Source organism: Hydrogenophaga sp. BPS33, assembly GCF_009859475.1.
GTDB lineage: Bacteria > Pseudomonadota > Gammaproteobacteria > Burkholderiales > Burkholderiaceae_C > Hydrogenophaga.
This window is the reverse complement of sequence record NZ_CP044549.1, coordinates 3379095-3401489: the sequence shown is the minus strand read 5'-3', so window position 1 is coordinate 3401489 and position 22395 is coordinate 3379095. Positions and strand designations below refer to the sequence as shown.

The 22395-nt window shown below is 65.0% G+C and carries 24 protein-coding genes; 10 read left to right on the top strand and 14 right to left on the bottom strand.

Going from position 1 to position 22395, the window contains the following annotated elements:
• Positions 1-190 precede the first annotated feature (190 nt).
• Positions 191-412 (top strand): hypothetical protein, encoded by a 222-nt coding sequence (locus F9K07_RS15740; protein ID WP_159594331.1) that lies wholly within the window; start codon positions 191-193, stop codon positions 410-412.
• 77 nt (positions 413-489) lie between these two features.
• Positions 490-2028 (top strand): bifunctional aminoglycoside phosphotransferase/ATP-binding protein, encoded by a 1539-nt coding sequence (locus F9K07_RS15735; RefSeq protein ID WP_328793988.1) that lies wholly within the window; start codon positions 490-492, stop codon positions 2026-2028.
• A 34-nt stretch (positions 2029-2062) separates the two neighbouring features.
• On the opposite strand, the gene F9K07_RS15730 is transcribed toward F9K07_RS15735, so the two are convergent.
• Positions 2063-2530 carry a poly-beta-hydroxybutyrate polymerase N-terminal domain-containing protein gene (locus F9K07_RS15730; RefSeq protein WP_159594330.1) on the bottom strand — a complete coding sequence of 156 codons (468 nt, stop codon included), beginning with the start codon at positions 2528-2530 and terminating at the stop codon, positions 2063-2065.
• A gap of 143 nt (positions 2531-2673) precedes the next feature.
• Positions 2674-3120, bottom strand: coding sequence for a host attachment protein (locus F9K07_RS15725; RefSeq protein ID WP_159594329.1), 447 nt, complete (start codon positions 3118-3120; stop codon positions 2674-2676).
• Between the two features lie 152 nt (positions 3121-3272).
• On the opposite strand from F9K07_RS15725, the gene F9K07_RS15720 reads away from it, so the two are divergent.
• Genes F9K07_RS15720 through F9K07_RS15710 form a run of 3 tightly spaced genes read left to right on the top strand, consistent with a single transcriptional unit; the run spans position 3273 to position 4971 of the window.
• A complete protein-coding gene (locus F9K07_RS15720) occupies positions 3273-3740 on the top strand; it encodes a phasin family protein (RefSeq protein ID WP_159594328.1) in 468 nt (155 codons plus the stop codon).
• An 8-nt stretch (positions 3741-3748) separates the two neighbouring features.
• Positions 3749-3961: a hypothetical protein gene (locus F9K07_RS15715; protein ID WP_159594327.1), complete on the top strand. Its 213-nt coding sequence runs from the start codon at positions 3749-3751 to the stop codon at positions 3959-3961.
• Positions 3958-4971: a sodium:calcium antiporter gene (locus tag F9K07_RS15710; protein WP_201451434.1), complete on the top strand. Its 1014-nt coding sequence runs from the start codon at positions 3958-3960 to the stop codon at positions 4969-4971. Before F9K07_RS15715 ends, F9K07_RS15710 begins: the two co-directional genes overlap by 4 nt.
• A 52-nt stretch (positions 4972-5023) precedes the next feature.
• Here F9K07_RS15710 and F9K07_RS15705 read toward each other — a convergent pair whose 3' ends face one another.
• From F9K07_RS15705 to F9K07_RS15690, 4 genes are all read right to left on the bottom strand, one after another.
• On the bottom strand, positions 5024-7837 hold the full coding sequence (locus F9K07_RS15705) for a cation-translocating P-type ATPase (RefSeq protein WP_159594325.1): 2814 nt from the start codon (positions 7835-7837) through the stop codon (positions 5024-5026).
• A gap of 11 nt (positions 7838-7848) precedes the next feature.
• Positions 7849-8769, bottom strand: a complete 921-nt coding sequence (gene arcC, locus F9K07_RS15700; protein WP_159594324.1) for a carbamate kinase — start codon at positions 8767-8769, stop codon at positions 7849-7851.
• A gap of 1 nt (position 8770) precedes the next feature.
• On the bottom strand, positions 8771-9772 hold the full coding sequence (gene argF, locus F9K07_RS15695; RefSeq protein ID WP_159594323.1) for an ornithine carbamoyltransferase: 1002 nt from the start codon (positions 9770-9772) through the stop codon (positions 8771-8773).
• Between the two features lie 141 nt (positions 9773-9913).
• Complete coding sequence (locus tag F9K07_RS15690) at positions 9914-11299, bottom strand: trypsin-like peptidase domain-containing protein (RefSeq protein ID WP_159594322.1); 1386 nt, start codon at positions 11297-11299, stop codon at positions 9914-9916.
• A 279-nt stretch (positions 11300-11578) separates the two neighbouring features.
• Between F9K07_RS15690 and F9K07_RS15685 the strand changes: the two genes are divergently transcribed.
• Both F9K07_RS15685 and F9K07_RS15680 read left to right on the top strand, forming a co-directional pair.
• Positions 11579-12160 (top strand): hemerythrin domain-containing protein, encoded by a 582-nt coding sequence (locus F9K07_RS15685; RefSeq protein WP_159594321.1) that lies wholly within the window; start codon positions 11579-11581, stop codon positions 12158-12160.
• A 449-nt stretch (positions 12161-12609) separates the two neighbouring features.
• Entirely contained in the window at positions 12610-13209 is a 600-nt protein-coding gene (locus tag F9K07_RS15680) for a hypothetical protein (RefSeq protein ID WP_159594320.1), read from the top strand.
• A 124-nt stretch (positions 13210-13333) separates the two neighbouring features.
• Here the strand turns inward: F9K07_RS15680 and F9K07_RS15675 are convergent, their stop codons facing one another.
• The 5 genes from F9K07_RS15675 to F9K07_RS15655 are packed head-to-tail and all read right to left on the bottom strand — an operon-like array spanning position 13334 to position 16785.
• Complete coding sequence (locus F9K07_RS15675) at positions 13334-13780, bottom strand: universal stress protein (protein ID WP_159594319.1); 447 nt, start codon at positions 13778-13780, stop codon at positions 13334-13336.
• 44 nt (positions 13781-13824) lie between these two features.
• Positions 13825-14475, bottom strand: coding sequence for a hypothetical protein (locus F9K07_RS15670; RefSeq protein ID WP_159594318.1), 651 nt, complete (start codon positions 14473-14475; stop codon positions 13825-13827).
• Positions 14476-14480: 5 nt separating this feature from the next.
• Positions 14481-14729: a biotin/lipoyl-containing protein gene (locus F9K07_RS15665; RefSeq protein WP_159594317.1), complete on the bottom strand. Its 249-nt coding sequence runs from the start codon at positions 14727-14729 to the stop codon at positions 14481-14483.
• Positions 14726-15757: an alpha-ketoacid dehydrogenase subunit beta gene (locus F9K07_RS15660; protein WP_159594316.1), complete on the bottom strand. Its 1032-nt coding sequence runs from the start codon at positions 15755-15757 to the stop codon at positions 14726-14728. Before F9K07_RS15660 ends, F9K07_RS15665 begins: the two co-directional genes overlap by 4 nt.
• 17 nt (positions 15758-15774) lie before the next feature.
• Positions 15775-16785 carry a thiamine pyrophosphate-dependent dehydrogenase E1 component subunit alpha gene (locus F9K07_RS15655; RefSeq protein ID WP_159594315.1) on the bottom strand — a complete coding sequence of 337 codons (1011 nt, stop codon included), beginning with the start codon at positions 16783-16785 and terminating at the stop codon, positions 15775-15777.
• Positions 16786-16960: 175 nt separating this feature from the next.
• On the opposite strand from F9K07_RS15655, the gene F9K07_RS15650 reads away from it, so the two are divergent.
• Positions 16961-17146 carry a hypothetical protein gene (locus F9K07_RS15650; RefSeq protein ID WP_159594314.1) on the top strand — a complete coding sequence of 62 codons (186 nt, stop codon included), beginning with the start codon at positions 16961-16963 and terminating at the stop codon, positions 17144-17146.
• Between the two features lie 129 nt (positions 17147-17275).
• Here the strand turns inward: F9K07_RS15650 and F9K07_RS15645 are convergent, their stop codons facing one another.
• Positions 17276-18130: a Crp/Fnr family transcriptional regulator gene (locus F9K07_RS15645; RefSeq protein WP_159594313.1), complete on the bottom strand. Its 855-nt coding sequence runs from the start codon at positions 18128-18130 to the stop codon at positions 17276-17278.
• Between the two features lie 266 nt (positions 18131-18396).
• Here F9K07_RS15645 and F9K07_RS15640 point away from each other — a divergent pair, with 266 nt between their 5' ends.
• Together F9K07_RS15640 and F9K07_RS15635 are read left to right on the top strand one after the other, a co-directional pair.
• Positions 18397-19971, top strand: coding sequence for a PAS domain-containing sensor histidine kinase (locus F9K07_RS15640; protein WP_159594312.1), 1575 nt, complete (start codon positions 18397-18399; stop codon positions 19969-19971).
• A complete protein-coding gene (locus F9K07_RS15635) occupies positions 19968-20678 on the top strand; it encodes a response regulator (protein WP_159594311.1) in 711 nt (236 codons plus the stop codon). The genes F9K07_RS15640 and F9K07_RS15635 overlap by 4 nt, the downstream gene beginning before the upstream one ends.
• A gap of 56 nt (positions 20679-20734) precedes the next feature.
• On the opposite strand, the gene F9K07_RS15630 is transcribed toward F9K07_RS15635, so the two are convergent.
• The gene (locus F9K07_RS15630) at positions 20735-21481 is read right to left on the bottom strand and encodes a phosphoribosyltransferase (protein WP_201451433.1); all 747 of its coding nucleotides are present in this window, start codon (positions 21479-21481) and stop codon (positions 20735-20737) included.
• Positions 21478-22131 carry a dienelactone hydrolase family protein gene (locus F9K07_RS15625; protein ID WP_159594310.1) on the bottom strand — a complete coding sequence of 218 codons (654 nt, stop codon included), beginning with the start codon at positions 22129-22131 and terminating at the stop codon, positions 21478-21480. The genes F9K07_RS15630 and F9K07_RS15625 overlap by 4 nt, the downstream gene beginning before the upstream one ends.
• Between the last annotated feature and the right edge of the window lie 264 nt (positions 22132-22395).

Genomic DNA, 22395 nt, shown 5'->3' with positions numbered 1-22395 from the left:
TCAGCGACGCGGCGCATGGCCTTTTGGGCTGCAACCCCAAGGCAAGCCCTTCGCACTTGGAGCAATGGTGTCAACAGGCCCTATCACTGAAATCGTCCCGGGCGTCCCTCACCGCCGGGTTTGATTTCCATCAAGCGGTCCGGCGGCGAAATCGCACAAGATGAAGTCCTCATCAATTCTGGAGACCGCCATGTCCATCAAAGACACTTCGCCCGACTTGTTGACATTTCCGGACGGCTTCCTTCAAGCGCTCACGAGCTGGCAGATCGCCATGGGCGAGAACCTGATGCGCTCGTATTCCTTCCCGTGGGAAATGCTGGCCGTGTGGCAGCGCTCACTCGGCATTGCGCAGCGCGAGTACATGGATCAATGGATTTGCCGTTTCGGCGGTGGGGTGCCGCTGGACGGCTGAACCCTGACGAAAAGGGGGCGAATTCTTTTCGGGACGTCGGAACATGGCTGTGATGGCCGAGAGATATGGACACAACATTGGTTGCATCGCTGAGCAAGATGCTGAGTCGGGAGACTGGTCAGCCGGTCGAGCTGATCGAAACGCACATCTCCTGGGTTTTGCTCACCCCCATTTACGCCTACAAGCTCAAGAAGCCGGTGCGCTTTCCGTTCGTGGACTTCAGCAGTGTGGATGCCCGCAAGCACTTCTGTGAGGAAGAACTGCGTCTCAACCAGCGTTTCGCGCCCCCGTTGTATATCGACGTGCTGCCGGTTTACGGCTCGCCCGAGTCCCCGCGCATGGGCGGCATCAAAGATGGAATGCCCATCGACCATGTGATCCGAATGCGGCGATTCCCGCAGTCATCGCTGCTGCGAAACCTGCTGGAATCCGGAAGAATCGAACCCGCATGGCTCGATGGGCTGGCGAGCCGCATGGCCGAGTTTCACGCATCGGCACCGGCGGTCTCGCCAGCGTCGCCCATTGGCGGTCCGGACATGATCGTTCGAAAAGTCACAGATGTCCTGACTTCGCTTCAGGAACGCTGCGAAGACAGCCGCCATGTGCGCTTGCACGGGTGGATGAACGAGCAGGCCAGGGCATTGCGACCCGCGTGGACAGCACGCCAGCGGGGCGGATGGATCCGCGAATGCCATGGAGATCTGCACACCGGCAACGTCGTGTTGATCGAGGGTGAACTGGTGCCGTTTGACTGCATCGAGTTCGACCCCGGGCTTCGATGGATCGATGTGATGAGCGACATCGCCTTCCTGACGATGGACTTGAAAGCGCACGGGCGCCGGGATCTTGCCTTTCGCTTCCTGGATGAATGGCTGCAACGCAGCGGGGACCATGCCGGCTTGCAGGTGCTGCATTTTTATGAGGTCTACCGCGCGCTGGTCCGGGCCATGACGTCCGGCCTGGGAAAACAATCCTCAAACGCGGCATCCAGACCCGATTACCTGGCGCGCGCGGCCGAATGGGCAGCCTCGCCGCGGGACAACGCCCGCCTGCTGATCACGCATGGCTTCTCGGGTTCGGGGAAATCCACGGTCGCGTCGCAACTGTTGCGCGCCGCCGGGGCCGTCCGCATTCGATCGGATGTGGAGCGAAAGCGTCTGTTCGGTCTTGATCCACAGGAGTGCTCCACGGCGCTTGGACTCGACATCTACACCGAACAAGCCACGAACGACACCTTCGAGAGCCTGCGCAAGCGCGCAAGCGATGCGCTGCGGGCGGGCTACCCGGTGATCGTGGATGCTGCCTTCCTGCAAAGCGACTGGCGGCGCCGCTTCCAAGCGCTGGCGGAAGAACTTCATGTGCCATTCTCGATCTTGGATTGCCATGCGAGCCCGTCCAAGCTGCGCCATCGCGTGATGGCTCGCGCTGCCACCGGCTTGGACGCCTCGGAAGCGGGTGTCGAGGTGCTGGAGCACCAGCTCGCAACCCACCAGCCGCTGGAGACCGACGAACAGGCGTTCACCATGGCCGTATCGACGCAGGACACGGTGGACATCGATTCCCTTGCGGCCAAATGGGGGGCTGCCAGGGCGTTGGCCTCCGATGTGTCACTCTGACGGGGTGAGACGGCGCCTGCCACGGCGCAAGCGATCACCGGTGCGCTGGCGCCCTGTCGTGCACATAGGTGCCGGGCGCGGGAACGGAGCGCCCGTGCAGCCTCAGGCCCGCCACGGGCCGCGCCTTCACGCGCCGTGAAGAGTGCGTGGCCAGCCACCCTTGCCAGTGAGACCACCACGAGCCAGCGTGGGTCCGCGCTGACGCGAACTGCAGAAGGAATCCCTGGGCGAGGGCATTGAATGGCAACTGCTGCCATTCTGGTTGGCTGAAACGTTTCTCTTGCGGCGCGGGTGTCACGCAATCCTCGCACGGACCATGCGCGGCGCGCCAGAGATAGAAGGCCCAGGCTTGCACCTTGTTCAGCCCGCTGGCGGTCAGTTGCGCCTGCTTGGCCGGTGAGACCAGCAGGTGCAGCCACCAGTCCATCGGTGCCAGGACGAGCGCGGCGGGTGACAGACCGCTGGCCAGGCGGGCGATCCAGAGTTTGAGTGGCACATCCATGGCCGGGGGGGCCGTGCGATGCAGGTGGCTTGAGCGCTGCGGATCTTTGCATGCCGCCATGTTCGGTCACCCACCCGGCGCGCACTTGCGTTACATCAAGGACGCTGCGCATTGCACAGGCGCTCGCGCCGTGAGGCCCACGTTCAGGACGCGGCCGCGAGTTCGTCCGCGATGCGCCGCCCCAGTTCCGCCTGCCCCACACGCGTGAGGTCCACGGGCACGCTGTGGGCTAGCCGGCGCAGGGTGGCCTCGGCCAGTGCGCCCTTCAATTCGCCAAGAAAGGGGTTGCCTGCGAACAGCACCAGTGTGTCGTAGCCCTCCACGAGGGCCGCTTCTTCCAGATGCGTGGCGAGTTCGTGTGCGAAGCGCAGGTGCTCCTTGCGCTGCGCATCGGCACGCGGTTCGAAAGCCGCACCGCCGAAGCCGGCCGGCGCCAGCGCGCGGCCGGCTTTGTCTTCGCCCAACGCGGCCGACTTGAGTCGGCTGGCCGGGTGCTCGAAGTGCGCGATGACGGTCAGCGGTTGGCCTCTGCAGCGTTGTGCGATGAAGCCTCGCGCGGCGTTGGCGATCAGAAACCATTCGGTGGACATGGCAGTCTCCTGGAAACACTTGCACAGCCTTCAAGATAAGTGTCACCGCCACGTTGGAGATTGATGTTCGTCAATGCTCGGCATGGTTCTCGTGCACATCATGAACGGGCCGTCCTGGCAACCTCCACGTCTTCTCAGGAAAGGACACGACCATGGCCACCCGACGATCCACCAAAACCGCGCCGACCGTCCCGGCGCCCACCGACGCATTGAACGCCGCACTCGATGTGCCGCGCCAGCAGATGGCGCTGGCGGCCGAGGGTGCCTGCTCGATGTTCCACGGCTTCGAAGCCATTCGCCACATTCAGGAGAAAGCGGCGCATGAAGCACTGACCCACTACTCGAACGCGGCACAGAGGCTCAAGGAAGCCAGCGACCCTGCGCAACTGCTGGAAATCCAGGCCGACCTGATGCGCTTTGACGTCGATGGCGCCACCCGCTACTGGCAACAGATCGGCGCGGTGGCCGTGGACATGCAGAACGAGCTGATCAGCCGCTTCGGTCATCTGGTCAACGACGGCGGCGTGCTGCCCGCTGGGGCGTCCGCAGACGAAGTGCATGCGCTGGCGAGCAACTGGATGACATTCTTCAAGGGCAATGCGCGCCCCGAGGCGTCGTGAGTTGTTGAATGGCTGATGAGGGCGTTGCCGACATCGGCAGCGCGGTCGAACAGAGTTGCGGCGTCTCCCCCGGCCCGTGGAAGTTGATCCGGTCTCTGTTGGCCGCTTCGCTGGCCGAGGTACTTGTGTTGCTGCCGCTGCAGAGGGCTGCCAGCACCGTGCAGGCGGCGGAAGAGGCGCACACGCTTTGGGGTTGGGTCCGCAGCAGGGGATGGTCGTGACACTGGCCTGGCTGGTGATCCAGCTCGCGGTCTGCGCCGTGCTGATCGCGCGCGCAGGCTTCGTGCTCAGCCGCAGCGCCGACCGCCTGGCCGTGGCCTACGGCTGGGGGCGTGGCTGGGTCGGTCTGGCGCTGCTGGCCACGGTCACCTCCCTGCCAGAACTGGCCTCGGGCATCAGCGCGGTGGCCTTCGTCGACGCGCCCAACCTCGCCGTGGGCAATGCGCTCGGCGCTTGCGTCATCAACCTGCTGTTCCTCGTCGTCATCGATGCGCTGCAGCGCGAGCAGCCGATGTACCGCGAGGCCAGCGCGACGCACCTGCTGTCGGCTGGCTTCGGCGTGGTGATGCTGGGCTTTGTCGCCTTGAGCCTGCTCACGGGCGCGCGTGCGCCGGCGGTGCTGCACGTGGGGGTGTACAGCCCCTTGTTGCTGGCGCTGTACCTGCTGGCGCTGCGGGGCGTGCACGGGCACGAGCGCCAAGCCATGGCCGATGCTGCTGCGTCGCTCGCGCCCGTGGCGTCGGCGCCGCTGGGACAGACCCGCCGCGACTGGCGCGCCTTCGGCCTGGCCGCGCTGGTGGTGCTGGCTGCGGGAAGCTGGCTGCCCCAGGTGGCCGACGGCCTGGCGCAGGCGCTGGGGCTGTCGCGCAGCTTCGTCGGCACCGTGCTCATGGCCGTCGTCACCACGTTGCCGGAGATGGCCGTGACGCTGGGCGCCCTGCGACTGGGGGCACTGGACATGGCCATCGGCAACCTGCTGGGCAGCAACCTGTTCAACGTCGCCATTCTGGCGGTGGACGATGCCTTCTATGTTCGCGGTCCGCTGCTGGCCGATGCCTCGGCCGTGCACGCGGGCACGGCGGTGACGGCCTTGGTGATGACAGGCCTGGTCATCATCGGCCTGGTGATGCGCCCGCAAGGTCGCGCCCTGCGTGTGCTCAGTTGGGTGAGCGTGGGACTGGTGGCGGCGTACGCGGTGAACGCGGCGTTGGTCTACCTGAGCGTGTCATGAAGCGGCGAGCGGGGGACGGAAGCGGCCACCCGTGTGCCGGCGGCGTTGCGGCTCAAGTCGCGGCTACCGCACGCCGCTGCGATGGGCGTCGCCTGAAGAACTTGTGCAGTTCGCTCACCCACAGCACGGCGCTGGCCATGCACAGGCACAGCAGCCATTGCCCTGCCGACAGAGGCGTGGTGCTGAAAGCCAGGTTCAGCACCGGCCAGTGCACCACCAGGATCTGCAGCGTGGCGCCCAGCAACACGGCAGCCCAGAGCCAGCGATTGCTGAGCACGCCCACGAAGGCACTGGTGGTGTCCGAGCGCGCATTGAACGCATTGAAGAGCTGGGCCAGCACCAGCACGGTGAATGCCGCCGTTCGGGCCACGTCAAGACCGTGCTCGCCTTCGATCCAGCCACCGGGCAGCAACAGGTCCAACGTCAGCAGCGTGACCACCGCCATGGTGATGCCGGTGACGCCCACGGTGACCCACATGCGGGCATCGATCACGCGCTCGTTCGGCGGGCGGGGCGGGCGGGTCATGACGTCGTCGGCATGGGGGTCGACCCCCATCGCCAGCGCCGGGCCGGTGTCGGTGATCAGGTTGATCCACAGGATCTGTGTGGCAAACAGCGGCAACACCACCGCACCCGCGGCGTCCACCAACCCGAGCGAGCGCGCCAGCACAATGCCCAGGAACACGGTCAGCACCTCGCCCATGTTGGACGAGAGCAGGTAGCGCAGGAACTTGCGGATGTTGTCCAGGATGCCGCGGCCCTCGCGCACCGCCGCGATGATGGTGGCGAAGTTGTCGTCGGCCAGGATCATCTTGCTGGCTTCCTTGGTCACTTCGGTTCCCGTGACGCCCATGGCCACCCCGATGTCGGCCGACTTGAGGGCTGGCGCATCGTTCACGCCGTCACCGGTCATGGCCACCACATGCCCCTGTGCCTGCAGGGCGTCCACGATGCGCAGCTTGTGCGCCGGTGCCACCCGCGCGAACACCGAGGCGGTTCGCACCGCGTCGCCCAGGGCCGCGTCGTCGAGCCGGTCGATGTCGAGACCGGTGAGCCCGGTGGCACCGGCCTGGATGATGCCCAGGTCTTCGGCAATGCGCTCGGCCGTGCGCGGATGGTCGCCGGTGATCAAGATGATGCGAATGCCCGCCGCGCGCGCCGCCTCGATCGCCGGCGCCACCTCCGTGCGCGGCGGGTCGATGATGCCCACCGTGCCCAGGAACACCAGGTCTTGCTCCAGCGCCTCACCCGCCTGTGCATCCTCACCTGCCTCCAGCGGGCGATAGGCCACCGACAGCGTGCGCAGCGCGGCATGGGACAGCTGTTCGACATCGGCCAGCACCCGCGCCCTCGCGTCCGCGGTGAGCGGCACGGCGTCCATGCCGACGCGCGCGCGCGTGCAATGGTCGAGCAGCACGTCCGGCGCGCCCTTGCTGATCAACACCAGCTGGTCGGCGTGCGCGTGGTCGATCGCCACCACGGACATCATTTTTCGCTCGGAGGTGAAGGGCACCTCGGCGATGCGGTCGAAACGCTGCAGCCGCCGCTCGTGCGCGTCCAGCTTGCGCTCGGCCACGAGGAAGGCGGCCTCGGTGGGGTCGCCCTGGATGACCCAATTGCCATCGGCGTCCTGGCGCAGGTCGGCGTTGCCGGCCAGGCTGCCGCCGCTGAGCAGTGCCACCACTTCGCTGTGCAGCGCACCGGGCTGCAGTGTTTCGCCCTTGTGGTGCATCCGGCCTTCGGGCGCGTAGCCCACGCCATCCGCGCTGCTGCTGCCCGAGGCCGTCATGACCCGCTGGATGGTCATCTCGGAACGCGTCAGCGTGCCCGTCTTGTCGGTGCAGATGACGGACGCGGAACCCAGTGTCTCGACCGAGGACAGCTTCTTGACGATGGCCTTCTGTGCGGCCATGCGCTGCACACCCAGGGCCAGCACCAGAGAGAGGATGGCCGGCAGGCCCTCGGGCACGGCGGCCACGGCCAGCGACACGCCCAGCAGCAACACCGGCACGGCCTCGGTCCAGGTGCGGATGTCGGCGGTCCAGAGCTCCGTCAGGATCACGATGGTGGCAATCACCAGCACCGCCCCGCCCAGCACCCGCCCGATGTGGCGCACCTCTTTTTGCAGCGGTGTCGCTTCATCGGGTGTCGTGGCGAGCAAATGGGCGATCGCGCCCATTTCCGTCTGCATGCCAATGGCCGTGACCAGCGCGCGGCCATTGCCCCGAACCACTTCCGTGCCCTTGAACACCATGTTGTGGCGATCGGCCAGGGGATGCTCGCCACTCAGCTCGCCGGCCTGCTTCTGAACGGCTTCGCTCTCGCCGGTCAGCGACGCCTGCTGCACCAGCAGCGCATGGGCGTCGATCAGCCGGGCATCGGCGCCCACCCGGTCACCCTCGGCCAGCAACAGAATGTCGCCGCTGACCAGCTCCGTGCTCGGTATGCGCAGCACCGTGCCGCTGCGCAAGACGCCGGACGTGGCCGACGCCAGCCGCGCCAGCGCGGCGGCGGCGCGCTGGGACTTGGCCTCCTGCAGGAAGCCCAGCACCGCGTTGAGCGCCACGATCGAGAGGATCACGATGCCGTCGACCGGCAAGCCCCCTTCGGCCTCGACCCACCAGGCCACGAGCGTGACGCACGCGGCAATCAGCAGCAGGTAGACCAGCGGGTCGCGGAACTGGTCCAGGAAGTTCAGCCAGGCCGAGCGCGGCCGCTGAACGTCGAATGCATTGGGCCCATGCCGGGCGCGCCGTTGTTCGGCGTCGGCCGCAGCCAGCCCGCAGGTGCCGTCCACCGCTGCGAGGCTCAGCAGGTGCTCGACGTTCGATTGCGATGCCTGGGAAGAGGGGATGCCTGCGGACATGACGGGTCTGGTCACCGCGACAGCGCCGGCACCACGCGTGTGCCGGCCTGGCACGCCAGGATGGCGGATGCGTCCTCCAGCGCGCCGATGCCAGCCATGTCGCCGGTGCGGTTCACGAAATCGCAGGCGGCCTGCACCTTGGGGCCCATGGAGCCGGCGGCAAAGTCCAGGGCCGCCAGGTCTTGCGGCGTCACGTCACCCAGCGCGCGCTGGGCGGGAGCGCCCCAGTCGGTGAACACCGCGGGCACGTCGGTCAGCATGAGGAATGCGTCCGCCTTCAGCTCGGCGGCCAGCAAACCGCTTGCGTGGTCCTTGTCGATCACGGCTTCCACGCCGACAAAGCTGCCGTCAGGTCGCTGCGCCACGGGAATGCCGCCACCGCCCGCACAGATCACGGTCACCCCTTGATCCACCAGCAGGCGGATCACGTCGATCTCCAGAATGCGCACCGGCCGTGGCGACGCCACGACGCGGCGCCAGGCATCGCCATCGCGCGCGATGGCCCACCCGCGCTGCTCGGCCAGCCGCCGCGCATCGCCTTCGGTGTAGACGGGGCCCACGGGCTTGCGCGGCGTGCGAAAGGCCGCATCGCCGGGATCCACCTCGACCTGCGTCAGCAGTGTGGCAAATTGCGCCGGCCCTGCGTACGCGTTGTCCAGCTCCTGCTGCAACACGTAGCCGATCATGCCCTCGGTTTCGGCGCCGAGCACGTCCAGCGGAAACGCGCCCTTGCCAGCGGCCTCGCCCTGCAGCGCGAGCAAGCCCACCTGGGGGCCGTTGCCGTGGGTGATGACCAACTGGTGCCCCTCGCCCATGAGTTGCGCGAGCGCTTTCGCGGCGCGGCGGATGTTGTCACGCTGGGTCGACGCGCTCACGGGTTCGCCCCGTCGCAACAGCGCATTGCCGCCCAGAGCCACCACGACACGTGCCATGTCAGCCTCCGAGGGTCGCCACCAACACCGCCTTGATGGTGTGCATGCGGTTCTCGGCCTGGTCGAACACGATGGACGCGGGGCTCTCGAACACCTCGTCGGTGACCTCCATCGCGCTGATGCCGTGCAGCTTGTGAATCTGCGCACCCACCTCGGTCTCGGTGTTGTGAAAGGCGGGCAGGCAATGCATGAAGCGCACGCGCGGGTTGCCCGTCAGTTCCATCGTCTGCGCGTTGACCTGGTAAGGCAGCAGCAGCCGGATGCGCTCGGCCCAGACCGATTCGGGTTCGCCCATCGACACCCAGACATCGGTGTAAAGGAAGTCGCAATCCTTCACGCCAGCGGCCACGTCCTCGGTCAGAAGGATGCGAGCTCCGCTCTCCTGGGCCAGCGATAGCGCCTCATCGACGATGTCCTTGCTTGGCCACAGACTTTGCGGCCCGCACAGGCGCACATCCATGCCCATCTTGGCGGCTGCCGTCAGCAGCGTGGCCCCCATGTTGTTGCCCGTGTCGCCCAGGAAGCAGAAGGCCATGTCGCGCAGCGGTTTCTCGCTGTGTTCGCGCATGGTCAGAAAGTCGGCCAGGATCTGCGTCGGGTGGAACTGGTCGGTGAGCCCGTTGTAGACCGGCACGCCGGCCCATGTGGCCAGGGTCTCGACCACCGCCTGTCCAAAGCCGCGGTACTCGATCGCGTCGTACACGCGCCCCAGCACGCGCGCCGTGTCCTTGATCGACTCCTTGTGGCCGATGTGGCTGCCCGATGGACCCAGGTAGGTCACGGTGGCGCCCTGGTCGTGGGCCGCCACCTCGAAGCCGACGCGGGTGCGGGTGGAGTCCTTTTCGAAGATCAGCGCGATCTCCCTGCCGCGCAGCAGAGGTTGCTCCGTGCCCGTGGTTTTGGCGGTCTTCAGATCGGCCGCGAGCTTGAGCAGAAAGCCGATCTCGCCGGCAGAAAAATCGCGCAGCGTCAGAAAGCAGCGTTGGTGCAGGTTGAATGCCATGGTGTGTCTTTCGTGGGCCAGGTTCTGTCGAGGGGCGTGCGCAGCATCCCTTTCCATGTTGGACTTGACGTTGCCGTTGCACCTTGACAAGTATCAAGGACGCGCAAAGGACGGAAAATGAGACAGAGCTTTTGTGTCGCGTCATTCCATCGCGAGTGGAATGAACATGCGCGTGCCGTCGCGGTCGATCAGCAGCGCCAGTTGCAGCGGGCGTTCCCGCACGGCCCTGTCCACATCGTCGGTGGACAGGATGGGCTTGAGGTTGATTGCCAGCAGAACATCGCCCGCGCGCAACCCGGCTTGCGCACTGACGGCGCTGACCTCATCGACCCAGACGCCACTGGCCACGCCGAGCAGATTGCGCTCCTGATTCGACAGCGCTCGTAGCCGCCAACCCAGCTCTTGCGGCTCTTTGGCGGAAGTGGCCGCATCGGCGCTGTCCACCTCATCGAGATCCGTCGCTTCGTCAAGGCGCACCACCACTTCTTGCGACGTCCGTGCACGCCACACGGTCAGACGCATCCGATCGCCAGGAGATGCCACGCCCAGATGGCCGGTGAGCTCACTGGCGTGACCGAGCGTTTGACCATTGACAGCCGTGATGATGTCGCCCACTTTCAGCCCTGCTGTTTCGGCAGCGCTGCCCACGTCCACGCCCGCCACCAGCGCCCCGTGGGGCCGCTCCTGACCAAAGGCGCTGGCCAGCGTCAGGCTCAGGTTCTGCATCGTCACACCCAGGTAGCCGTGCGCCATGCGTCCGTGGGCAAGGATGTTGTCCTTGACGCGCAGCACCACATCGATGGGGACGGCGAACGAAAGACCTTCATAGCCGCCGGAGAGCGAGTAGATCTGCGCGAGCATGCCCATCACCGAGGCACTTGCGTCAAGCAGTGGTCCCCCGGAGTGGCCCGGGTTCACGGGAGCGTCGGTCTGAATCTGTGGCACGGCGGACAAACCAGGCAGTGAGCGTCGCATGGCACTCACAATACCGTGCGAGACGCTCTGTTCCAGGCCGAACGGCGCGCCGATGGCCACCACCGGGTCGCCAACTTGCAGTTGCGTTATCGCCCCCGCCCTCAGAACCGGCAAATCCCGGGCCCCGATGCGCAATACCGCCACATCCGTCACGCTGTCGCTGCCCACCACCTGGGCGCGAAATTCGCGGCGGTCGCTCATGCGCACCGTGATCCGTCGGGCACCCTGAATCACATGCGCGCTCGTGAGCACCAGTCCGTCGGCGCTGATGATGAAGCCCGATCCCTGGCCGTGAAAGGGCAGAGGGGTTTTGAAAAGCAGCGCAGGCGCTCCCGCATCGGACACAAGCTCAAGCGCTGATGGCGTGCGCACCCCTTCCACCACGATACCGACCACCGCAGGTCCCGCGTGTTTCACGATCGCGCGGTAGTTGGGTGTGAACCCCACCGACAAGGCCGGCGCAGCATCGACCAGATCGTTCGCCCGCACCGGGGAAGGGCCCACCACCAGCGCGCAGAGCAGCAACGCCGTTCCCCCGAGCGCAGCGCCCATCCACCGGGAAGCGTTCCCGCCAATGTGCGAAGCGGGCCATGTGCATTTCAAAACGTTCTCCGATACGAATGGAATCGAAGATACGTGTTCCTCCACGGCGTGCTTTGACATGGCTCAATGCATCGGGATGACAGGGGCCGCTGGCGCCAGTGAGGGAGATCTTGCGCTGTATCAATGTTCAACCCGATGGGGGAACTTACAGTGGCCAGCGACTTGCCGAGGGCGCTCGCCCGATGGGCGACTGGCCCGAACACGAACGGGGATCCAGAGGGGACAGCCATGCGCCAGACAATCCGTGTCATCACTTCCGAGCACGCTTCGCTCGCGACATTGCTGCGATCGGTGCTGGAGCTTCTGGAGCGGCACCGCGAGGCTGAATCGATGCCCGACTTCGATACGTTGCGCGCGACGCTCTTCTACCTGGATGACTTTCCCGAGAAGCAGCATCACCGCAGGGAATCGGAGATTTTCTTCCCCAAGCTTCGTGCGCGTGCGCCGCAGGAACGCGAGTTGCTCGACCAGCTCGACTATGAGCACGAGCACGGTGGTCGGAAGATTCGCGACGTCGAGCACGCCCTGCTGGCTTTCGAGATGCTGGGCACGCGGCGGCGCCGCGCATTCGAGGCCGCGATGAAGGCCTATGTCGACTTCTATCTCGAGCACATGCGTCTGGAGGAAGAGATGGTGTTGCCGCTGGCCGAGCGCGTATTGACGGAAGAGGACTGGGCCGACCTGGACGAAGCCTTCGGCAGCCATGGGCATTCTCCGGTGAACGTGGCGCTGGCTGAGGATTACGGCACGCTACTTTGGCGCATCGGTACCCCGGCGGCCACCGGAGACGCCGGCTCCGAGAAGCGGTAGTAGTGTTGGTTCAGATAGCGCGACACATCGGTGACGTCTTCCTCTGTCCAGTTCAGCGCAGCGTTTGCCTGCCACCGTTGCACCTCCCCACGCAAGCTGCCCCAGTCTTGGGCGAGCCGTTTGTCACGCCAGTGCATCTGGGCGGAGTGGCAGGCGATGCAATGCGTTTCGTAGAGCAGTTGGCCACGGTTCTGGGCCATCACGGCTGTGCAGAGCAAGCCACCTGTGGCCAGGAGTGCCACGACACGGTGGATTCGAAAATGCCGCACCCACAGATTCCTGTGAGCGGTCTCCCTGCGACGGGGAAAGAGAATGCGTGGGTACATTTTGAGCTCCTTCATGCGTTGCTCCAACCCTATGCGCGTTGACGCTCGCCGGACTTGATGCTTGTCAAGTTGTCGCACGCTGAAAGCGCCTATCGTTTTCTCTTTTGATGCGGAGAATTCACCATGACAGCAAAGCCCTCACTCATCGCGTGCGCCGTCTTTTTCCTGGCAGGCACCGTCCATGCGGCGTCCGACCCGACCGCTCCAACACCACAGCCGTCGGCCGCGCAGGGGCCTGTCGCCACGCAGCCCGCGGACACCAAACCCGCCGACGCGAGCAGGCTGCGAAAGGCCGACCTGGCCGCGCAACAAATGGCCGAGCACGCGAAGGCGGCTGCCGAACGCGGCAAGGCCGCCGTGGGTGACTGGTCCCAACGCACCACGCAGATGATCGTTCGGCTCGCGCACATAGCCGACGAAGCCGCTCGCGATGCGGCACGGCGGTGGAAGGTGGAGGCCGACGCTGCACGGGGCGAAGCGCGAGAAGAAATCCTGCGCGTGCAGCAGGAAATGGCGAACGCGGCGCATGCCACCGGCGAAGCCCTTGCGCGTGCCAAGGAGCTGGCAAAAGCCGATGTGCAGAAGGGCAAGGAAGAGGCTGAAAAGGCCGCTGCCGCTGCACGCGAAGCCTTCGAAAAGGCCGAAAAGGCAACACGCGACGCCGCGCAGTCCGCCAAGGATGCAGCAAGCAAGGCTCTGAAGCGTTCAGGAAAGAACGCGTAGGAACAACGCGGAGTTTTCAGCAAGGCTGGCCCCGGAAAGCAAGGCGCCAGCGTTCGCGACGAGGCCAAAAACAGGCGCGCTCAGCTTGCGCGTGGCGCGTCCTGTCAAAAACATGGGGAGCGCATCAGGACTTGTCGTCCCCGCGGATCACAAGCACCGGTACGATGGCCAAACGCAGCACGCTTTCTGCGCCGCTGCCCAGCACCACACGGCTCAGGCCGCGTCTGCCATGCGTGCCGACCACGACAAGGTCTGCCTGCCAGTCGGACGACTGCTCCGCCACGGCCTCGCCGAGCCGCTTGCCTGGCGTTGAGATCAGACGGGTATCGCCTTCGACGCCCGACGACTGAACGATTGCAAGCGCATCGTCCAGTGCCTTCTGGCCCTGCTCGCGGGCGGCTTTCATCAGCTCGCCCGAGTACTCGAAGCCGCTGATCAGCGCGAGTTCATCCAGGGCGTACATCAACCGCACGCGGCCATCATTTTCACGGGCCAATTCGAGTGCCGCGACCAGTGCTTTGGTAGACGTTGGGCTTCCATCGATGGGAACCAGGATGCGTTTGTACGACATGGCGAGACCTTTCAAGGGTGAGGGGGGGACATCAAAGGGCGGGGTCAGCGGTCACATCCGCTGTGCGCAATGGGTCTGATTTCGCTTGCGTTGGGTGCAAGCGGTTGGGCGCTGAGCAATGCCTCGCTCAGTGTGACAAACAGGCTTTCGGCCCAGGGTTGGGGAGGGAGGGAGCCAAGACATTGCTGCACGTCAATGGCCCGCACTTTGAGTGCGTCCGCTTCGAACAGCCTGCTGCGGTGCATGGCGTCGCACAACAGCGACCAAGGCACGGCCGACAGCAGCGTCCCTGAGGTCAGCAGCACGTCGTGGCGTCGCCAGGTTTGTGCAATGCCGGTGATCTTCTGCCGGTGCATCACCACCTCGCCTGGTACCCGCCCCGCAAAGCACGACCAGTGCTCCAGGACAGGGCCTTCGTAGCACTCGACATGGGCCATGCCCATGCGGCGCAGCCATTTGACGTGTACACCTCCGAGCCAGCGGGCTGCTTGCGCCGGCCCGCCGCGAAGCAGTTCATGCTCTCTGGGCAGGCGCACTGCGCAGCGCAACATCCAGGGGCCACGCAACACCGCACCGCCGCCAGTGATCCGCAAGCGGACCGGCAGCAAGGCGGCTGTCTGCAGCCCGCGCATGGAACGCCCCAGCGAGAGTGAGGCCCGCCGGTCGATCCCGGTCCAGATACGAGCGCGCTTCATGGTGGTTACGCCGCGATGCGTGCGACGGGCTGCCCGCGGGCGAAGGTTTCACCTGCGCCCACGAGCTGCTCCGCCAGGCGACCCGACACCGGTGCGACCACGTCAAGCGTGCTCTTCACGAGCACGGCGTGGGCGAGCGCATCGCCTTCCTGCACCTGGGCACCCGGCTGCACCAACCAGCTGTCGAGCAGCGCGTGGACGCCAGCATCAATGCCTTCCCAAGCGGGTTCCGGCAGAACAACATCGGCGTTCATGCGGCAGCTTTCAGCTTGGCATCGACCAACGCACGGCAGACCTCTGCGATGCGGTTGATCGACGGGATGACCTGCGGTTCGAGTGCCGGGCTGTAAGGGATCGGCACTGCCGGCACACCGAGCCGCCGCACCGGCGCCTTGAGCTCGATGTCGTCCAGGTGCTCCGCCACCACGGCCGCGATCTCTCCCGACAAGCCGAAGTTCAGATAGTCCTCGTCCACCACCAGCAGACGACCGGTTTTGGCGACCGAGCGCAGCACCGTTGCGGTGTCCAGCGGCACCAGCGTGCGCAAGTCGATGATTTCGACCTCGATGCCTTCAGCCGCCAACGTCCTGGCCGCCAGCATCGCCTTGTGCACCATCTGGCTAAGCGTCACGATCGTCACGTGGCGACCTTCCCGAACCACGGCCGCCTGGCCGAAAGGCAAGGTATACGCATCCGTAGGAACCTCGGTGGTCGCGCCTTCGTGGTACTGCATCCACGGCAGCCCCATGATGCCTTTGTGGAACATGTACAGCACGGGGTTGTCGTCGCGGATGGCCTGGATCATCAGGCCTTTGGCGTCGTATGCGTTCGAAGGCACCACCACCTTGAGTCCGGGCATGTGCGCGAAGGTTGAGTAAAGACACTGCGAGTGCTGTGCCGCATCGCCATAGCCCCCGCCGATGGCGGTGGTCAGCACCACTGGCAGTTTGAGCGCGCCACCCGACATGTAAGTGTTCTTGGCCAGATGGTTGTAAATCTGGTCCATGCAGACACCAAAGAAGTCGACGAACATCAGTTCGGCGATGGGCCGCATGCCGGCGGCCGCGGCGCCGGTGGCCGCGCCGATGAAGGCCGTTTCAGAGATCGGCGTGTCGCGGATGCGCTCTGGCCCGAAGCGCTCCAGCAGCCCCGACGTGGCGCTGAAGATGCCGCCGTAAATGCCAATGTCTTCGCCCATGGCGAAGACCCGTGGGTCGCGTTCCATTTCCTGGCCAATGGCCTCCGCGATCGCCTGGGCCATGGTGAGCTTGCGTTGCGTCATGATCGATCTCCCGGGATTCAGGCAAACACGTGCTGAAGAGCCTCTTCAGCGGCAGGGTAGGCGCTGGCGCGTGCGAACTCGAACGCGGTGGTGACCTGCGCTTGCGCTCGCGTGCGCAAGCGCTCCACCGCAACATCGTCGAGATCGCCTTGCCTGCGCATGCTGGCTTCCAGCACGCGGATGGGGTCGTGCTGGCGCAGGGATGGAACTTCAGCTTTCGAGCGGTACACCTCGGCATCCCCCTGGAAGTGGCCCATGTAGCGATCGGTCTTTACCTCGATCAAGGTGGGGCCACCGCCCTCACGGGCTTTGCGTATGGCCGGCCCTGCTGCCTGGAAGACCGCCAGCGCGTCGTTGTGATCGACTTCGACGCCTTCGATGCCATAGGCCACGGCGCGCCTGGCGTTGGAGGCCACCGACGTGGCCTTTTCCTTGGCAACCGAGATCGCCCAGCGGTTGTCTTCGCACACGAAAACGACCGGCAGCATCCAGAGTGCCGCGAGGTTGAGCGACTCGTGAAACGCGCCCTGGTTCGCCGCGCCTTCGCCGAAGAAGGCCACAGCCACTGCACCGCTGCCGGTCATCTTGGCGGCCAGCGCCGCGCCGCAGGCCGGTGGCATGCTCGCGCCGACGATGCCACTGCAACTGAAGCGGTGTGGCAGATCGAACAGGTGCATATGGCCTCCCTTGCCGCGGCCCAGACCTGTGACTTTGCCGAATATCTCGGCGGTCATCTGTGGCAGCGGCACACCCTTGGCAATGGCGAAGTGGTGAGGCCGGTGGGTACCGACCACCGTGTCCGCATCGGTGAGATGCGCACAGACGCCCACTGCCACCGGCTCCTGCCCAGCGGACAGGTGCATCTCCCCAGGCACGGGCCCCGAAGCGATGTCGAACGCCAGGCCCTTCTGGATGTTCGGCGGCAACTTGCCTTCCAGATAGACCTGGGCGAGCGTTTCCTCGTAGTGCCGGATGACGAGCATCGTCTCGTACATCCACAGCATCTTGTCGGGATCGGGTTGCGTCATGTGCGTCTCCAAGCATGGGGGAATGCCTCAATCTATGCCGACGGCAGCGACGCGGCTTGACATTTCTCAACCAGCGCACAGTCCGGCCAGCAGCGCGATGGATGGCGCGGACATGGATGCGTGGTCATTGCGTTGAATCAAACGAAGAAGACCCGCTGTGCGCAAAAGTTGCGCTATGAAGCACTCCAGAATTTTGCGCAAGCGCGCCGCTTTCCGGCCAACGAAAGTTTTCCAGAAGGAGACCTCCATGCTTCCGTTCGCAGGCAGTTGGGTTCTCTGTGCGGTGGTAGCCCTGGCCGTCGTGGTGGTCACCGCGCTAATCGGCTGGGGCATCATCTGGATGTTGGCGCTGTCTGATTGAACGGTGGGCCGCAAGCGGTGCGCAAACCATGTAGCGCTCCCGCAGACGCGTGCGCCCATCCTCTTCAATGGCGTGTTCGAAATGCCCTCGTTCCACGGGTGCGAGCGCCTGCGGTGCCGACAACCATTGTCAAGCCGCCAGCGGGCACAAACTCTGCGCTTTTTGGACCATGGCGAGCGGAGATGCCGGGCGGCGCGCGCGCACGAGTCCTCCCTCGTCCTGTGCCCGACGGGTGCTTCGCGAATAGGCTTTGAGTCCATCCATGTCGAGGATCTCAACGTCGCGGTCGCTCACATGAACGAGGCGGGCCGCCACCAGAGCGGTGAAAGAGCGGCTCACTGTTTCGTGTGCCACGCCCAGTATGCTGGCGATGTCGCGCCGGCCCATGCGCAGGTGGAAGCGCCGTGGCGACTGCCCGTTGGTGGCCATGCGGCGCGAGAGCAGCAGGAGGAATCTTGCAAGCCGTACCTCAGCTGCCACGGCCGCCATCAACTCCGCCAGTTCGTTGGTGCGGCCAAGCGCACGGCTGCCGGCGCGCTGCAGTTCGTGCTCGAATGCCGGCACGGACCGGCTGAAGTCGTGCAGTTCGACCTTCCGGATCACGTAGACGGTGGAGTCTTCCAGCGCGCTGGCAGCGGTGGGGTGGGTTTCCATGCACAGCGCGTCAAAGGCCAGCACCTCTCGGCGTCCAGCGAAGGCAAGCACCTGCTCGTAACCGTCTTCGTCGGTACGGAAGATCTTGAAGGTGCCTGAGCATACGAAGTACAACGCATCGCTCGAGGCACCCATGTGGATGAGGGTGGCGCCAGCGGGAACCCTGCGCAGGCTCACGGCCATTTCGGCGGCCTGCTGCGTATCGGGGATGCCCGTTGTGTCGGTGCATAGCATGCGCATGAGGTCGGCCAGGGTGCTATGCCCACACTGGGCTGTGCCCGAGACGCTGCGCGGCGTCTGGCACGTTGCAGGAGAAGTCGATGGGTTCAAGAGGAGCTCCTTGGGAGGTGGTGGACGTGCGTGACAGGTATGGGACAAGGATGCCGCGTTGGTGCGCCGCGCGCCATCAGACTTCGGCGCGACCTGCGCTCGGATTGAGGCGGCTTGCGAATCGACCGATTCCCACGCGTGATTCGGAAAAATCCTAGCCGTGGAGTAGGGCCTTGATGTAAATCAAGCTTGCTGGGTCCCGAGGGCTGGTTGATCCGCCAATTGCTTTCTAAGATGCCCTTAGGCAACTTCGGGAGCTTGTTCGCATGACGTTCAGTGTTGAATCCAGCGCTTTTTTTCCCTTTGAAGCGATGGCAGCGCATCGTTTTGCACACGCAGCGCTGGAAGCGGTGATCACGGTCGATCAACAACAGCGCATCGTCATGATCAATCCGGCGGGCCTGACCATGTTCGGCCTCACGAGCGAGCAGGCGCTGGGCATGGAGCTTGGCCAGCTCATCCCTGAGCGCCTGCGTGCCGCGCATGGGCATCTGGTCCGGCAGTTCTGTGATTCCGTTCAGACCGAGCGCCCGATGGGGCAGCGTGGCCAGGTGCTGGGCTTGCGCGCCAACGGCGAGGAGTTTCCGCTGGAGGCGGCGATCTTCAAAAGTGAGGTGGCGAACGCCAGTGGCCCGTTGATGTACTACACCGCATTGCTGCGCGACTTGAGCGAGTTCAGGCGCATGAGCTCGGTCATCGAACAGCTCAATCAGCGCCTGCGTTCCATCTTTGAGCGCGCACCCGTGGCGATCTGGATCCTCGAGAAGGAGCGCGTCGTATTTGCCAATACCGCCTGTGCCAAACTCGTCGGACTTGAACGCCCCGAGAACCTGATCGGCCGCTCCATTGTCGAGTTTCTCCCGTCCGCGACGCACCTCGCCGTGCGCAGCAAACTGCTGGAGTTGGCGCAGTCGGAAAGGGGAACGGTGCTGGCTGGCTCCCTCCAGCGCGCCGATGGCAGGTTGCGCGAGGTGGAACTGGTGATGGCGACGCTGCCCGATCACGAGAGCAGCTTCGTTCAGATGGTGATCAACGACATTACCCAGCATACGCGCGAGAAGAAGGAACTGCAGCGTTCACGCCGTACCTTGCGCGAGTTCTCGGCCAGAATGGTCGAGGCGAGGGAAGAAGAGCGCCGGCGCATAGCTCGCGAATTGCACGACGAGCTAGGTCAGCGGCTCACCGCCCTCAAGCTGGAGATGATCGCCTGCCAACGCGACCAACCCCACACATCCCTGAGCGAGCGCACCCAACTTATGCTGGACATGCTGGACGAAACGATGGCATCGACCCGCCGCATCTCCATGGACCTGCGTCCACCCATGCTGGACGACCTGGGCTTGCCTGAGGCGATCGACTGGCAATTGAAGGAGTTCATGCGGCGCACCGGCATCAAGAGCCATGCCCGCTTGGATGTGGGCGTGCGCGAGATCTCGCCCAACCAGGCGATCACGCTCTACCGCATCGTGCAAGAGGCCCTAACCAACATCGCACGCCACGCACGCGCTACCCAGGTGTTGGTCGAATTCAAGAACGACGGCCAGGCATTGCTGCTGACCATCCAGGACAATGGCGTGGGTTTTCCCAAGGGCACCCGCACGCGCAGCGCGGGCTCCTTTGGCTTGCTGGGCATCCGGGAGCGGGTGCTGATGCTGGGCGGACATCTCTCCGTGGGCAATTCGCACGACGGCGGCGCTCGCCTGGTGGTGCAAGTGCCGTTGGCAAAGCCAACGGACCAGGCGCTGGAAGAGCTCTACTGGGCAGCGACAGAGCCGCTGTTCGACGAGTCCACACGAGGAACCCTCGAACCCCCGATCAACCCACCTGGGCAAACGCCATGAACAGCACTGGCCGGAACATACAGCTCCGCCTGTTGCTGGTGGACGATCACACCGTGGTGCGCGAGGGTCTCAAACGTCTGCTTGACCCATTGAGCAACCAGTGGTCCGTCGCGGAGGCCGGTACCGGTTTTCATGCCCTGGAATGCCTGCGGCGTGAGCCATTTGATCTGGTGATCGCCGATCTGTCTCTGCCCGGGATGAGCGGACTGGAGATGATCCGCCGCATCAAGGAAAGCTTCCCCGCCGTTGCCGTGCTGGTGTTGACCATGCACAGCGAGGAGCAGTACGCGCTGCGTGCCTTCCAGGTGGGCGCCAGCGGCTACGTCACCAAGGAAAGTGCGGGAGACGAGTTGATCGCGGCGGTGCGCAAGGTCGCCTCAGGGGGGATCTTCGTGACCGCGGCGCTGGCCGAGCAGGTGGTTCAGCAACTCAGCGGGATCCGCCAGGCATCCGCCCTCACCGCGCTGTCCAACCGCGAACTGGAAATCATGCAGCGCATCGTGGCGGGTGAGCGCCCGGTGGATATCGCTGTCGCCTTGCACCTTTCCATCAAGACGGTGAGCACGCACAAGACCCGCATCCTCGAAAAGCTTCAGCTTGACAGCACCGCCGCTCTGATCCGCTTCGGGCTGGAACACCGGCTCGATGGGTTCGATCCGGGCACGACACCTGGCTCCCCTGAGAAGATCAGGTTGGCGCCGGGGTGACGATGCGGGGCATCAAGGAGCGCGCGGTCAAACACACATTCACTGGCGTAGCCGGCTCAACTGGGCCGCAGTGTGGCGGTGGTCGCGTTCAGCGCGACGCACACTTCCGCGTCGCCAAGTTGGTGGAATTCAAGGAAGTGCAGGGCGATGGCGTGAAACGGTCTTGGCGTGATCAAGCAGACCACCTCGTCCGCCTCCTCACGCAAGGCCATGAGGGCGGCATACGGCCCCACCGGTACCGCTACGACCAGACGGGCCGGATGGCGCCGTCGCAGTGCCCGCAACGCCGCGGTCATTGTGATGCCCGTGGTGATGCCGTCGTCGACCACGATCACGGTGGCACCTTGCACCTGCTGTCGCAGTCTGTCCCCCAGGTACACACTGCGGCTGCGTTCGAGCTCACGCAGCGCCGCAGGCAGCTCAGCCTCGATCCAGGCCTCGTCCACGCCAGGCAGTTCGGCAGTTTCTTCGTTGACCACCACCTCGGGTGGCGATCCCTCCACCACAGTCGCCACCGACAGTTCGGGATGGAATGGCGCACCAATCTTGCGCAGCAACAGCAGGTCCAGCGGCGCACCGAGCGTGCGGGCGATTTCTGCGGCAACGGGTGCGCCGCCTCGTGGTAGGGCCAGCACCACCAACGGTCCTTTCATGCGCAGGTGTTGCAACTGGTCGGCCAGCGCTCGGCCGGCCTGCGCCCGGTTCTCGAAGGGTACCCAGGCCGTCGCCATATCCGGGCTGAACGAGGCATAGGCGCGCGCGTGCGACAGTTGGCCGGAGTCGCTCCAGTGGTGCTGGTTCATGTGGGCCTCGCTGCGCACAGGTATTGAGAGAACCAGCTCGACGCAAAAATTGCGACACTGCCCAAGGCACCTGGCTCCTCGAACCGATGGCCCGCTCCGGGTATCACCTCCAGCCGCCGGGGCACGTGCAGCCGGCGCATTGCTTCGCGGTTGAGCGCCAGTACTTCGTCATCCAGCCCGCCCACGATCAATAGCGTGGGCGCCTGCACTTGCTCCAGGTGGTCCATGACCAGGTTCGGACGCCCCCCGCGCGACACCACGGCCGCCACACGGTCTGGTCGGGCAGCGGCAGCTACCAGCGCAGCTCCCGCGCTCGCGCTGGCACCAAACAGGCCCAGGCGCAGGTCGGTCAAATCGGGGTGGAGCGAGGTCCATCGGATGGTCTCGATCATGCGGTGCGCCAGAAGATCGATGTCAAACAACCGCCGGCCATCGCGGGACTCGTCCTCCGTGAGCAGGTCGATTTGCAGAGTGGCCATTTGCGAGCGTTGCAGCGCGCGGGCCACCCATTGATCGCGCGGGCTCTGCCGCCCGCTGCCACTGCAGTGCGCGAAAACGACGAGCCCCTGCGCTTGGCTAGGAATGACCAGATCCCCATCCAACTGCAACGAACCGTGTGGCAGCGGTTTCGTCTTGAACACATTTGCCATTCGAGTACCTTGCCCCGGACAGCTCCGGAAATTCTTTGGTTGTGCGTCGCCTCGACACCGTGGGCGCAGCGCACAGAAGAAGCCATTGTTGGAGGGGGAGAGTGCCGTTGCACTGAGCCAGCGCAATCCGCAGGCTGCTTCTACGAAGCGCTCTTGACGCCCTTGCAACAAGCCAGCGCCAGGAGATTGCCGCGGCCCTGCAGGTTGAGCCTGGCACTTCATCAAGTTGCACGTGACCTGATGATTTGTTGAGCATGCTCAATA